Source organism: Colwellia sp. RSH04 (assembly GCF_003545765.1).
Lineage (GTDB): Bacteria > Pseudomonadota > Gammaproteobacteria > Enterobacterales > Alteromonadaceae > Colwellia.
Map to the genome: position 1 here is coordinate 409,341 of NZ_QXIO01000002.1, position 13,812 is coordinate 423,152.

Consider the following 13,812-nt stretch of genomic DNA (forward strand, 5'->3'; position numbering starts at 1 on the left):
TCCTAGTGGTCGTGTGATGCGCCAGACTTTTCAATGTCGGCTTTTAAAATATAACTATTATCGGTTACGTACTCTGTACCAGCCTTTAAGCCGCCGAGCACTTCAATCCACTGACCATCTTTTCTACCTAATTCCAGCATGCGAACTTCATATTGCTCGCCAACTTTAGCGTAAACGACTGTAAAGTCTCTAAAAGCTTGAAGACCAACGCGTTTAACCGCTAACGGCACATCAAACGTTGCGACCTCTATTTGCGCTTTTACAAAACTGCCTTCAAACATAGTTTTCTCTTCATTTGGCACTTCCACCCAAACGATTCTGGCTTGGTCATCTCTCACCTTTGGCTCTGTAAAAGAAATAACGCCTGAAACTTGTGCATCAACACCGTCTATTTCAAGCGTTACGGGACTACCTATTTTTACTTTTTGATAATCAGTTGGGTAAATCGCAAGCTTTGCAATATAAAGGTTGTTATTGGTTATCGTTAGTAAGTTGCGACCATTGGTTTGCTCACCGCTATTTGCTAACTGCTGAGTGATAACTCCACTGGTTGGTGATTTAACGGCATAAGGTTTAAGACTTTCATTACTTTCAACGGTAAGCAGTGTTTGACCTTTTTTGACTTTATCGCCAAAGCCAACGTGTAATTTAGTGATTTCCCCTTCAAACCTAGCAGCAATATTACGCTGGGAACCTACAGGCAACGATAATGAACCAAACGCTGGAATAGTTTGATGTAACGTTGCCGCTCCAGCTATCTCTGTTTGAATTTCCATTGCATCAGCGACAGCCTGTTCAATGGTTGTGCGACCTTCTAGATTATCGTATTGCCATTGATGTGTTTTCCCTTGATATGTTGCATTGATGTTTACCACAAACGAATGAGGCTCATAAATAACCATATCACCTTTAAGAATGTCTCCTTGAGCAACAAAGTTAATGTCATCAATACCATCACCAAGACGGGTTAATTTAATGTTTAAATCGACAGAAGTAGGCGCAACCGCTTTACCATCATTAGTAACCCATACTCTAAATTCAGGCGGCACCCCTGTTTCAAAAATAGCGAGTTCTAGTGCGAACTTTCCATCTCTAAGCATTCTGCCACGATTAGGGCCTTTTTCTGGTTCGGCTTCTTCAACAGCAGGTGTACTTGCTGCAATAGCTATGTTGGAACTAATGTTGCCAAAGGATAATAAAATCGCCAAACTCAATGACGACAGAATTTTATTGTTTTTCATAAATGTTCTCACTGAGATATGGATTGACCTGTTAGGCGCTGTATTTCGATATGTTGTAAGTGTAAGCTCTGATAGCCATCAATTAATCGAGATTGGGCGTTAAGTAACTCACGTCTAACTTCGCTCCACTGGCTGTAGCTAAGTTGTCCTTTATCGTAAGCATTGCTTGCTTCAGATAATGCGATTTCTAAATTAGGGATGATCTTTGTTTGTATCGTTTCAATAACATGGTGTGAATGATCCATTTCTTGCAGTAACACAAATAGTTGAGCATCAAGCTTTAACATCATGGCATTTTGATCGCTGGCTAATACATCTTGTTTAGCTTGTAATGCCGTTATTGTTCCAGCGTTGCGACTACCGTCTCCCCAAGGAATCGAAATACCTGCAACTAAGCCAAAGTCATCTGTTGACTCATATCGGCGAACGCCTGCGGTAAATTGCCACTGAGGTTTGGCTTCAATACGTGCTAATTCCATTTGCGATTGGGCGATCCGCTGTTCGCTCGCATACTTTTGTAATAGAGGGTTTTGCTTTAATAAATCAAGTTGAGAGGCTACTGACGGAATAGCTGGTACAGACAATAAATTACCACTTAAACTGAGGCTTTTTGATGGATTGCCCCAAAGAGAAGATAATTTATAATAATCAGCCATTAACTCATGTTTTAGGTCTTCTTCAACTAACTCTCTTCGCACTAATTCTGTTTGCGCTAATTTTAATTCAACAATTGAGCCTTTTCCGATATCTGCTCTATCAGCCGTAAGTTGCACAACCTCTTGTGCTTGTAAAATTGCTCTTTTATTTAATCTAAGTCGTTCCTTCTTTACCAATATTTCTATGAATTGCTTGGCAGTATATGCGGATAGATCCAGTGCTTTAACTTGACGTTCTATTTCAACGTGACTTGCTTCATTTTTTGTATTCGTTGTTCGACTTTCAACTTGCTCTTGTTGCAATAACCATGAAAAAGTTAGGGTAGACTGCATGCTGTCAAAACTACTATGATCACCAGTGCCTAGTGCATCTTCAACCATAAAAGATATTTGTGGGCGCTGGCCTATTGAAGATTGCTGAATGCGTCCTTCCCAAACTCGCTTTTGCAGAACCAGCGATTTCAATTCAGGGTGATTTTCAAGTGTCATTGATACGGCATCTTCCATGCTGACAGTTGGCTCGTGTGACTCTTGTGCAAAAACTGGAAACACTGAGTTAAATACTAAAAACGCCATAAAAAACCGATTGGGTATCGGTTTTTTGTTCGTGCCATATTTAGGTATAAATTTCATTCCTAATCCTTAATTAGTGAGTGAAAATAGTTTCAATAAAATGATGGAAGCTATCGACGGTTGAAGCGGTAAGCAATGGCATAACTATAGTAAGCACTGCTGCTGTCAGTAGAAGAGTGCGTGGAGTCGAAGTTATTGGTTTAATAAGGCTTTGTATACGAGTGTTAGTCTGATCGTATCCAAAATGGCTTATGCTCGTTCCTACGTGATGGTTTGATATATTTCGCTGCATTCGAGCAACGTTTATTAAGGTTTGCGCAACATCCAAATTATCATATTTACTAGCGACTTTACTATCGGCTAGCTGTTCCGTTAATAAGGTATATTTATCTAGTAGTTGTAACTTTATGCTTGAAGGAAAGAAACCAGCAAACACAGAAAAAAGCACCTTGAAAAGAGGGTCTCTAGCTTCTACATGAGCAGCCTCATGCTTTAAGATAATTGCTAACTCTTGTTCGCTAACTTGTTCTTGCAAGCCCGTTGAGATGTAGATTTTTGGGGATAAAAGACCTGTAGTAAATGCGATAGGCGTTGGTACTGACAATGTTAAATAGTCGCTATTATCTAGCCCTTGAATTTTTTTATCTTGTGCAAAGTCGAGAAGATTAGACAAAGAGGCAGACTGTTTTCTTTTTCGATAAATAACCGAAATACATACCCCTACGACAAATAAAGATGCAAGCATTAACGTGATTGCATGCCAACTGAAAAAATTAAAAATATCGATATGATGCCAATGGGCAAGCTCTTCGAACCATGATAAATAAACGCCATTACTTTGGCGAGGCCAGAATAGGGCTATGCATAACGTAGCAACCCACCACGGGGCAGTAATTAAAAGCCATAAAGAAAATTTACGCACCGTAAAGGTGGTGTTGTTTAGTTTTGGAATAAATAATTTAGCAATAGCACTTATAAATACAATACAAATAATAAATGCCAACACAGCGACACTCATTAAGTTTAAAGCAATTGCTAAGTTCCCAACGATCATTGTTATTGTTGCCCTTTTCTGAGTTTACGCTGCTCTTCGATGAGGCTTTCAAGCGTATCGAGTTGAGCATCATCTAATTGTGAGGACGCTGAACTAAAGGCAGCGATTAAACTATTCTCACCATCTTCAACAAAATCACTAGTAACATTTGCAATTAATTGCGCGATTAAACTTTCACGATCTACTTTAGCGCGATAACAATAAGCATGACCTTGCTTACTGCGACTAAGAAGCTCTTTCTTGAATAGCCTATCTAACGTGCTTTGAATGGTATTTAGCGAATTTCCACGAGTCACGGCAAGTACACTATGGACTTGTTTTGCATCAGCTTCTTTTTTGTTCCACAAATACTGAAGAACTATCTTTTCTAATTCACCTAGCTGCATAAATTTCACTCTAAATATGGATAGCAATATGGTGGCACAACAAAAACCGATTGGCAATCGGTTTTTGTTTATTATGAAAGATAATAGATAAATTTAAGATGTGACTTCATGGAAAGTATGGCTGATTTTCCGGAAGGATTAGTGATTTGATTTAGAATATCTATGGCCGTTTTGGTGGCTATCAATATGGGGATAGCTCAACGCCTTATGAACACTAAATATAGCTTTAAGAGCTTTTGATATTTATGTTCGCTTTCGTACTTTACTGACCTAATCAACTGTACAATTAAGTCAAATCCAAAATCTAAAAGTGTCGGATCAGATATGAGCTACTACAAGTAAACATAAAAAAACGCCTTTAAGGCGTTTTTTTATGTTGGGTATTTTAAAAGCCTTGCTTTAACAAAATTTAGCTAGAAAACATTTCTAAAAGATAACCCTGCTTCCATCACTGGGAAAATTCTCTCTAACGTTTCTAATGTTAAAGGCTCTCCATCAGCATTATAAATAGTCACTGATGTTTGCTCACCTTTTTCATCTAATGGGGCTAATACAAATTGATAATGGGCATCATTCACATCAATTACAGGAACGTCATCGCCCCATATAGCATCCCAAACACTAGATTCAGGTTTCACAAAGTCAACAAAATAAATGCGCTTTTCTTCGTTTAAGTCTGAGATAGTAAAACCGTGCTTTTCAAAGAAAACCGGCATGTTTTCCCACAATTTATCAGATTCCATCTCAACCACGTATGCATGTTCATCTTCAGGATTTTTGCCAAAAGAAACTAACTTTTGATTTGAACGCATTAAACGGTTTTCACGTTGTTGAACACGATAGTTGTAATCAACTAAAGAGATTATTGAGTTCAGCATTGCTTTTTCAGCACGTTGCTTATCAATAGGATCCATCGTTTTATTGCCACCACGCTTATCGGTACGCATATAGTCAACCATTGACACAGTTAACGATACGCTTCTACCATGGGGTTTAGCAACAAGCTGATACCTAAATCGTAAGCTGGTCGCAGATTCAATTTCTGTGAATAACCATCCTGACTCAACCTCATCATGATACCAGTCAGATTCTATAATAGAGGTTTTTACACCTTCTCTCGCTATACTGGTTTCTTTTAAGCTTGTTGCACCTTCAAGCACTTTACTTAAGGTGATTTCAATATCTTCTTCGACCTTAGTGTACCCTATAGCGTCTTGATCAAGTTTTTCCAGTACTACTTTTTCAATAAATGCTAATAATTCTCTGTCTTCGAGCACTTTATCAAACCAAATAGTAGAAATACTTGATTCTTCAACAACTCGTGAAGAAGCAGCTATAGGTAGCACCAAAGATGGTGCCCTAATATCCATGTTCTTACCTACAGGCCCGTCATGGTTTACTTTATTCGTGACATAAAATTCTTTTTGCTCAGCTGGTTTATCTAAACCTTCAGGTATAACTAGCGGTTTAGCTTCTGGCTTCTCAGCATAGTCAAAGTCACCCATTGCCTGTTTACTATTCATAGAACTACAAGCTGTTATTGATAAGGTTAGCAATGATAAAAAGAATACTTGACGATTCATTAAAACTCCTGCGGCATGCGATTTAAACCCATACCAAATAAAAAATAATTTGCAAAATTATCACTAAATAAATATTGCGCCCATGGTACTTGCCTGTTTTTGCAAACACAAGGCATATGACCAATAAACTTTAAGATGATTCCAACTTATTCTGCAATAAGTTACAATGCCCCTTTAAAAAGCAATTTAGGCGTAATGAATGTCACAGTATTTAGTGCTAACAGCAATGGGAGCAGACCGTACAGGTTGTGTTAGCGAATTAACTAAATTAGCAAGTGAATGCGAATGTAATATATTAGATAGTAGAATGGCTATTTTTGGTTCTGAGTTTACTTTTATTATGCTACTTAATGGCGAATCACGTGCCATTAACAAGATAGAAGCCAGAATACCAGCCATTGCTCATAGTTTAGATTTAATTACCATGATGAAACGTACCTCAGGGCACCGTACTTTTGATTTGGTTCATCATTATCAAGCAGATTATGCAGGTATCGATCAACCGGGTATTTTAAAAGCGATGACCGCTTTTTTTGCTACCCGTAAAATTGATATATCGTCTTTGAAATCTGAAATTGACCCAGAAACTAATCATATGAGCGCAAGTATGCTGTTTGCTTTGACTGAAAAAATCAGTTTTGAAGATCTTGAAGTAGATTTTCTCGAATTATGCCAGCAAACTGACGTTCAAGGTTGCATCAAAAAAGCAACCACAAATCTTTTATAGTGACTCATTTAGATAATTAATCACATTAGGATAATATATTAATGAATACTTTAACGGTTGGCGATAACGCGCCACTTTTTGAATTAGCAGACCAACACGGCAACCTAGTTAAGCTTGCCGATACCCTCAAAGAGAATAAACAAGCCCTCGTTTACTTTTATCCTAAAGCAATGACACCTGGATGCACCGTACAAGCGCAAAATTTACGTGATGCTAAAAGTGAACTAGACGCGTTAAATGTTTCTGTATTTGGTATTAGTCCAGATGAAGTAAAACGTTTAGATAAATTTTGCCTACGCGATGAATTAAACTTCACTTTATTATCAGATATAGATCATAAAGTCGCCGATGATTTTGGTGTTTGGGGTTTGAAAAAATTTATGGGGAGAGAGTACGATGGTATCCATCGTTTAAGCTTCTTAGTGGGAACTGATGGTAAAATTGCCCATGTTTTTAATAAATTCAAAACCAAAGACCACCACCAAGTGGTTTTAGATGTGCTTGCAGAACTTAAAGTCTAAAATACCAGCTCATCAAAAATAAATAACGGTCGCATTGTAAAATACGACCGTTTTTTTATTGAGTGCGTTTTTTCATATAACTTTGATAATCAGGTATTTCAATTTCACATGCCTGGCTCATACTCGCCGACTCCATTAAAAAGTTAGCGCTAGACTTATTGGTTGCACATGGAATATTCCATACAGCAGCTAGTCTTAAAAGCGCCTTAACATCAGGATCATGAGGTACCGCATCAAGTGGATCCCAAAAAAATATCATCACATCAATTTTACCTTCCGTAATTAATGCCCCTAATTGTTGGTCTCCCCCCATTGGGCCTGAATACAAACAATTCACTGGTTGATTAATATGCTTTGATAATAACGTTCCCGTAGTACCTGTTGCATAAAGCTGATGCTGTGCAAGTTGCTCTGATTTCTGTGTTGCCCACGCTAATAAATCTGCTTTCATGTTATCATGAGCGACTAACGCCATACGTTTTTGTTTAGGCAGCGTGCGCTTGATATACCCCATTGTATTCATCTAGTAACACCTCTAATTTTGTTTATCAAAGCTCAAGCATTGAGATATTTATGCCTCTTCGATGGGCTTATGTTCATCTTCATTTGAAGAAGGCCAGGCACTAACAACCGCTTTAACTAACGTTGCTAAAGGTATCGCAAAAAATACTCCCCAAAAGCCCCATAATCCACCAAAAAATATCACGGCGATAATAATAGTGACAGGATGCAAATTTACCGCCTCAGAAAATAACAATGGCACTATCACATTACCATCTATTGTTTGAATAATGCCATAAGCAAGCATGACGTAGCCAAATTCACTGGTAAAACCAAATTGGAAAAGTGCGACTAAACATACGGGTATTGTAACAACGGTGGCTCCTACATAAGGTACCAACACCGACAAACCAACTAACACCCCAAGCAGTACCGCATAATTTAATCCTAAGAAAATAAAAGCAACCGTTGATGCAACACCAACAATAAATATCTCAATAACTTTACCGCGAATATAATTAAGAATTTGTTGATACATTTCTCGACCAACCTGTGTTGCCATTCTGCGTTCTTTTGGTAAAAAACTAGTAAAGTATTCGACAAGTTCCTGTTTGTCTTTTAAAAAGAAAAACACCATTAACGGTACTAAAATCAAGTAAACCATTAACGCAACGATATCTGAAATAGAATTTAAAGAAGCTTTTAAAGCAACCTCTCCCCACTCAAGTAATTTGTCATTGACTAAATTAATAAAGGTTTCAATTTGTGATGCTTGGATGACCTCTGGATACTTTTCAGGTAAGGTTAATAAAAAACCTTTCCCTTGTGTAATCATATTCGGTACTTCTTGCAACAAGTTACTACTTTGCTTCCAAATTATTGGCATAAGTCCAAATAAGCCAACCAATGCAAAGCCAATAAATGCCGTAACAACCGCTATTGTTGCTGGCGTTCTCGCGATAGCGTTCAGGCGTGTAAGCTTGTTGACAGGTAAGTCTAATAAAAAGGCAATGGCAACTGCAACGAATACAGGCATCAGTAAACTGCTAAACATTGCAATGAATAAAAATAAACATAACAATATTACAACTAAGGTAACAGCGTTTGGATCTGAAAACTTACGCATATACCAAGCAGTAAATAATTTAATCATAATTGGTTAATCTCTTGAATCTATCTTCTTATTTTCAATAGTAATTTCTATAATGCCATTAGCGATTGTCTGTTGGCTATAGCAATATCCCTGTTTTATCAAAAACTTTGGGATATCACTGACAGAAGCTAGATCATTAATGCGAATAACACACTGATCATCAACAGCCATTTTTTTTAAAATCAATCGCATATTCACTAACGGAACAGGACATTTTTCTTGAGTACCATCATATTTATGTATCATAATAAAATGCGAACTGGTCTTTAGTTTACAGGGGTATTTTGCGACAATTATACCCATGACCGAATCCTGAGTTAAAGCATTAATGTTGTAAGGAAATATAACTCAATGACTTCTCTATCTGCTCAATCAAGTTTAAAAGAGATAAACGCACTCAAGAAAAAAATAAATTGGGGCGATATTCCTGCTATTTATCACCTAGTGTCTTCATCTGTTGGTGATCTCGATAATATTTTATCTCATGGTTTTGATAGCGCTTATAAAAGAATATTAAATCCAAGCACATGGAATCACTCAGTTTTTGATTCATACAAAGATGAAAGCGGCCACTTAACAGTTCGTCATAAGCCTGAAGTGTATTTACGACATGAATTTAATGACATGGGCTATGAATTACATTTCTTCTTGATAGTCAATGGACGAATAATCCATGAGCCAATGATTAAACATCCTGATTGCCCCTTTTTGAGCTGGACACCAGAAACTACTCAAATGCTTTTTCGTATTAATAGCTTAGTTGCTTTTTCTGTCTTTAGTTATCAAAGTGGCGATGAAGCAGATCTCGCTCTCATTAGGTTTGCACACTTAACCGTTGAGAAATTAATTAACAATTTAAGCGAATTTTTTAATATAACAGAAGTCAAAGGTTACACTATTGCACAATTTTATCAGGAAATTGCTAAAAGAGATGGTAATATCCTTAACCCAGAAACAAATTGAAAAACATAAATAATTAACTGAACAGCCAATAAATCATTTCATCTTTATTGAGTTTCAACAGGATCCACTATTGTTTAATTTAAAAACCTTTTTACAAGCGAGTTCTTTTACTTTATCCATTGCTATTGCAACAAGTTTTGATGCTAATGCCTTCATTGGTCAAAATGATAAAAATAAATTACCCGAAATTGGCACGTCAGCTTTCAGTGTTTTATCGTTAGATAAAGAGCGACAAATTGGCCAGGCGATGATGCGTCAATTGCGCGCTAGTTCACCCCTCATTCAAGACCCAGTCTTGATTGAATATATTAATGACCTCGGCAATCAATTAGTTAAAAATGCACAAGATGTTCACTACGCGTTCGAGTTTTTTATTATCAATAATGATGAATTAAATGCATTCGCTTTTTTTGGTGGTCATGTTGGTATTCATAGTGGTTTAATCACAACGGCAGATACAGAAAGTGAACTTGCCTCAGTTATTGCCCATGAAATATCACACGTTACTCAACGCCATTTAGCTCGCCGCCTTGAATCACAAAGCCAAACACAAGCATTAACGATGGCAGGTATGATATCAGGTGTTTTGCTTAGTTTAGTTAACCCTACAATGGGTATGGCAGCGTTAAGTGCAAGTATGGCAGCTTCACAACAAGCCAGTATTAATTACACCCGAGGTAATGAGAAAGAAGCGGATCGTGTTGGCATAGCCTTATTGGCCAGTAGTAACTTTGACCCACAAGGTGCACCCAGCTTTTTTGCTAAAATGTCTGAAAAGTATCGCTATGCCAGTAAACCACCAGCCATGTTACTGACTCACCCCTTACCTGAATCACGTATAGCTGATGCACGCCAAAGAGCACATAACTACCCTGTTCGACCTTTAGCCCCCAAATTAGAATTTGAACTAGCTAAAGCACGAATTAAATCTAGATATCAAGGTGATGGCGAAGCAAATATTAATTTTTATCAACGTCAATTAGACAAGAAAACTTATATTCTCAAAGAAGCCGCTTTATATGGCTTAGCGCTCTCATATTTTGAAGAAAAAAAGTATCAGCCAGCTAAAAAGGTACTGATACAATTATTACAAAATGATAAACATAACCTATTTTATGTTGATGCGTTAACCGATGTGTATTTGTCTGCTAAAGAGTTTGATGCTGCATTAACCATGTTAGCTGAGTTGAATTTATTAATGCCTAACAACCAGGTCGTAAGTTTAAACTATGGTAATGCTTTATTTACCGCTGATAAATACGATGAAGCCGTACAGGTATTACAAGACTTTTTGTTAGTACAACCCAATAACTTTATCGCCTACGATTTATTAACCTCTATTTATCGTAAACAAGGTAAAATGGGGTTAATGCACATGCATAAAGCTGAAGTGTTGGCTCTTTTAGGAGGGTATTCAAAGGCTGTTGATGAATTACAAACCAGTTATAGCTTCTTAGAGTCTAAGCCGCTACTTCAAAAGCGAATTAAAGCCAGAATATTACAATTTCAAGAACAAGAGAATCGTTTAAAACGTTTGTAATAAACGGTAATAACACATGCTATAAACTCTAAACAAACTCATGTTAAAGCAAAAGCTTTACTCTTAACACTTTATAAAGGAATCTCAATGTATACAATTTACCACAACCCTAGATGCTCTAAAAGTCGTCAAACCTTTGCTTTACTCGAGCCTAAGGCTCAGGAAAGCAAACAAGAAATTACCATTGTCGAGTATTTAAAAACGCCATTGTCAGAAAAAGATATTACGGGTTTATTATCACAACTAGGATGTACTCCAATTGAGATGATGAGAACAAAAGAAGATGAATTTAAAGCACAAAATTTAAAAGGTGCAGACGATGCTACCTTAATTAAAGCGATGGCTAACACACCAAAACTCATTGAGCGCCCTATTGTCTCCAATGGCTCTAAAGCAATTATTGGCCGCCCACCAGAAAACGTATTGTCGTTTTTCGCTTAGTTGTAATAATTACTTATGAGCAATCAACGTATTTCAACAGATAATTTAAAAAAAATAGCGCTCGTTGGCTATTTTTCTTTACTTTTCTATATGCCTTTATGGTTATTAGTACTCAGCCCGAGTGAAAGCTTATCAACAGCAACAACGTTAGTCATGTTTACACTACCTTTATTATTCCCCCTTAAAGGCTTACTACAAGGCAAACCTTACACCTATGCTTGGTCTAATTTTATTGTATTAATCTACTTTCTACATGGTTTGACCACGTTCTGGGTGATCCCTGAAGACCGTATATGGGCAAGTATAGAACTAGTTTTTGCTACCACTATGTTTTTGGGAGCAACATATTATGCTAAATATAGAGGACAAGAGCTTGGTTTGAGTATTAGAACCAAGAAGACAGATGCGAAAGAATAAATCGAATCACTGAATAGAGAAAACTTTGTATTGATATTAAGGATTATATGTCAATACAAAGTAATCGAGAAACTATAACCAAGGATTTCTTATGCGCTATAAATATCCGCTTTTATCGACGATTATGGCATTATCACTTATCGGTTGTGGTGACAGCTCTGACCCCGACAATACTACCCCTCCTGTTCAATCGGTAGACAAAAACACAGTTTTACAGATTGAAGAGACTTTTAGAGTCAATCAAAGTGCTGAATTATTCCTGTTTTATCCAAATCATGAAATAACCAATATTAATTGGCAACAAACAGCAGGAAGCCCAATCAATCTGCTAGCCAAAACGAGTAAAGTCATTAGTTTCACTCCCAAAGAAGCAGGTGATTATCAGTTTAGTGTTAGCTTTTTAGTTAATGGTATAAGCCAAACTATTGAGAAATCTATAACGGTACTTGAAGACAGTTCAAATATTACCGCTCGCCTTGCACATTCTGTAGCAATGGAAAATAAAGTTTCATTTCGGGTAACGACAAACGATAACATCAATCAGAATACAATTTCTTGGCAACAAACATCGGGACCAACGGTAAGTGTTAATTACGATGATAATACTGGTAATTATGCGATTTTTTTTGATGCCCCTGTTGTAAACCAAGACACATTAATAACCTTTGAAGCAAGCGCGTCAAATGCTGAGGGTGATTTTATTGATAAAGTTGCCGTTTTAGTTGAGCCTGCATATGCAATAACAGAGAGTTCATATTTTGATACACGTGTAGCGCACGTATTCCCTTACAGAGAAAACAGCCCTTATGCCAATGATATAGTCGATTGTGTCTATTCAAATAAACTTACTAGTTCATGCACTTTAGCAACATTGCCTTTAATCGCTCAAGAAACACTCGGTGGTTCGCAAACGCCAAGCATTGAAGATATCATGAACAGAGTGGTAGTTTCACACCAATGGATGGGCGATCGTTTTAAAAATTTCATCACCCACTATGATAACCACAATGATTTTAAACATTTATTAAGAGCCACAACGGCAATTGTTATCTCGTATGATGTCAGACCTTCATTCTATTGGGCAGCAACTGGCGCAATTTACCTTGACCCTGAGAATTTTTGGTTATCACCACAAGAAAGAGACACAATTAACGAAGCGCCTGATTATCGTGCTGGTTTTGGTAAAGACTTGCAATTTGAAATGCCATGGCGCTACGTAAAAGATAATGATTATGCTAGTCGCTATTTCAGTAAAAATAATAGAGTTACTCGTACAGAGCAAGATGGCTTATACCGATTAACCTCATTAATGTATCATGAGTTAGCACACGCAAATGACTTTTTCCCCAGTAATGAATGGTTCATTCATAGTAATGGCAGCCGTGTACTTGATGCAGCAACAAACAGTAATTTTGAATCCGATAAGCTATCAATAACCCATCCATTAAATAGCCAAGAAATGCGAAATCTCGCGCAGGTAAGATTTAAAGGTGAAACGGCAAGTGCAAATCAAAAAGCTTATTTACCTACTGACATAGAGTCTTTCTTTGAACCCGATTCAGCAACAGATTTTTATGCCTATTCAAGTCTTCGTGAAGATTACGCAATGTTGTTTGAAGAATTGATGATGTATTCTCGTTATGAGGTAAAAAGGGATGTTGCTATTACTAACCAGCCAACAGGCTCAGACATTAGTGGCGCTGACTACATCGTTGAATGGGGTCAACGAGGCAGGTTTGCAGAGCCAAAACTTAAGCAACGAGTATACTTTAGTGCTTCTCGTGTATTACCAGAATTTGATAGTAATACCGCGTTAGAGAATGCTTCAGCGCCAATACCAATGATCGTTGGGGATAATTGGTTAGAAAACCTAACCATTAGTTCACAAAATACTAACTTCGTAAATATGCTTATTCAAACAAGCAGTGCTCAGAATAAGCAATTAAACCTACCTATTGACAGTATTAACCCTATTGAGGATACACGGCGCTATTATCACAAAGATTTACCTAAACACTGATCTCTAAGTAAATACTTAAAAGGCAATCTTTCAAGA

The 13,812-nt window shown here is 37.2% G+C and carries 15 protein-coding genes; 7 read left to right on the top strand and 8 right to left on the bottom strand.

Annotated elements, in window-relative coordinates; all coding sequences use genetic code 11:
• Positions 1–2: 2 nt before the first annotated feature.
• The 5 genes from D1094_RS05370 to bamC all read right to left on the bottom strand — a co-directional run bounded on the left by D1094_RS05370 (position 3) and on the right by bamC (position 5,493).
• Positions 3–1,241 carry an efflux RND transporter periplasmic adaptor subunit gene (locus tag D1094_RS05370; RefSeq protein WP_118959051.1) on the bottom strand — a complete coding sequence of 413 codons (1,239 nt, stop codon included), beginning with the start codon at positions 1,239–1,241 and terminating at the stop codon, positions 3–5.
• Positions 1,242–1,249: 8 nt separating this feature from the next.
• Positions 1,250–2,530 carry a TolC family protein gene (locus D1094_RS05375; RefSeq protein WP_118959052.1) on the bottom strand — a complete coding sequence of 427 codons (1,281 nt, stop codon included), beginning with the start codon at positions 2,528–2,530 and terminating at the stop codon, positions 1,250–1,252.
• 13 nt (positions 2,531–2,543) lie between these two features.
• Entirely contained in the window at positions 2,544–3,524 is a 981-nt protein-coding gene (locus D1094_RS05380; protein WP_118959053.1) for a M56 family metallopeptidase, read from the bottom strand.
• Positions 3,525–3,526: 2 nt separating this feature from the next.
• Entirely contained in the window at positions 3,527–3,910 is a 384-nt protein-coding gene (locus D1094_RS05385) for a BlaI/MecI/CopY family transcriptional regulator (protein ID WP_118959054.1), read from the bottom strand.
• 413 nt (positions 3,911–4,323) lie between these two features.
• Positions 4,324–5,493, bottom strand: coding sequence for an outer membrane protein assembly factor BamC (gene bamC, locus D1094_RS05390; RefSeq protein WP_118959055.1), 1,170 nt, complete (start codon positions 5,491–5,493; stop codon positions 4,324–4,326).
• Positions 5,494–5,692: 199 nt separating this feature from the next.
• On the opposite strand from bamC, the gene D1094_RS05395 reads away from it, so the two are divergent.
• Together D1094_RS05395 and bcp are read left to right on the top strand one after the other, a co-directional pair.
• Entirely contained in the window at positions 5,693–6,220 is a 528-nt protein-coding gene (locus D1094_RS05395; protein WP_118959056.1) for a glycine cleavage system protein R, read from the top strand.
• Between the two features lie 41 nt (positions 6,221–6,261).
• A complete protein-coding gene (gene bcp, locus D1094_RS05400) occupies positions 6,262–6,741 on the top strand; it encodes a thioredoxin-dependent thiol peroxidase (protein WP_118959057.1) in 480 nt (159 codons plus the stop codon).
• A 55-nt stretch (positions 6,742–6,796) separates the two neighbouring features.
• Here the strand turns inward: bcp and D1094_RS05405 are convergent, their stop codons facing one another.
• From D1094_RS05405 to D1094_RS05415, 3 genes are read right to left on the bottom strand one after another with little or no spacing between them, the layout of a single operon-like run.
• Entirely contained in the window at positions 6,797–7,255 is a 459-nt protein-coding gene (locus D1094_RS05405; protein WP_118959126.1) for a methylglyoxal synthase, read from the bottom strand.
• A gap of 57 nt (positions 7,256–7,312) precedes the next feature.
• Entirely contained in the window at positions 7,313–8,395 is a 1,083-nt protein-coding gene (locus tag D1094_RS05410) for an AI-2E family transporter (RefSeq protein ID WP_118959058.1), read from the bottom strand.
• Between the two features lie 6 nt (positions 8,396–8,401).
• Positions 8,402–8,698 (bottom strand): sulfurtransferase TusA family protein, encoded by a 297-nt coding sequence (locus D1094_RS05415; protein ID WP_259337826.1) that lies wholly within the window; start codon positions 8,696–8,698, stop codon positions 8,402–8,404.
• A 48-nt stretch (positions 8,699–8,746) separates the two neighbouring features.
• On the opposite strand from D1094_RS05415, the gene D1094_RS05420 reads away from it, so the two are divergent.
• The 5 genes from D1094_RS05420 to D1094_RS05440 all read left to right on the top strand — a co-directional run bounded on the left by D1094_RS05420 (position 8,747) and on the right by D1094_RS05440 (position 13,776).
• Positions 8,747–9,358 (top strand): hypothetical protein, encoded by a 612-nt coding sequence (locus D1094_RS05420; protein ID WP_118959059.1) that lies wholly within the window; start codon positions 8,747–8,749, stop codon positions 9,356–9,358.
• Between the two features lie 70 nt (positions 9,359–9,428).
• Entirely contained in the window at positions 9,429–10,898 is a 1,470-nt protein-coding gene (locus D1094_RS05425; RefSeq protein ID WP_118959060.1) for a M48 family metalloprotease, read from the top strand.
• Between the two features lie 87 nt (positions 10,899–10,985).
• Positions 10,986–11,339, top strand: coding sequence for an arsenate reductase (glutaredoxin) (gene arsC / locus D1094_RS05430; RefSeq protein WP_118959061.1), 354 nt, complete (start codon positions 10,986–10,988; stop codon positions 11,337–11,339).
• Between the two features lie 15 nt (positions 11,340–11,354).
• Positions 11,355–11,756 carry a DUF2069 domain-containing protein gene (locus D1094_RS05435; protein WP_118959062.1) on the top strand — a complete coding sequence of 134 codons (402 nt, stop codon included), beginning with the start codon at positions 11,355–11,357 and terminating at the stop codon, positions 11,754–11,756.
• 91 nt (positions 11,757–11,847) lie between these two features.
• Positions 11,848–13,776 carry a hypothetical protein gene (locus D1094_RS05440; RefSeq protein WP_118959063.1) on the top strand — a complete coding sequence of 643 codons (1,929 nt, stop codon included), beginning with the start codon at positions 11,848–11,850 and terminating at the stop codon, positions 13,774–13,776.
• Positions 13,777–13,812: the final 36 nt, after the last annotated feature.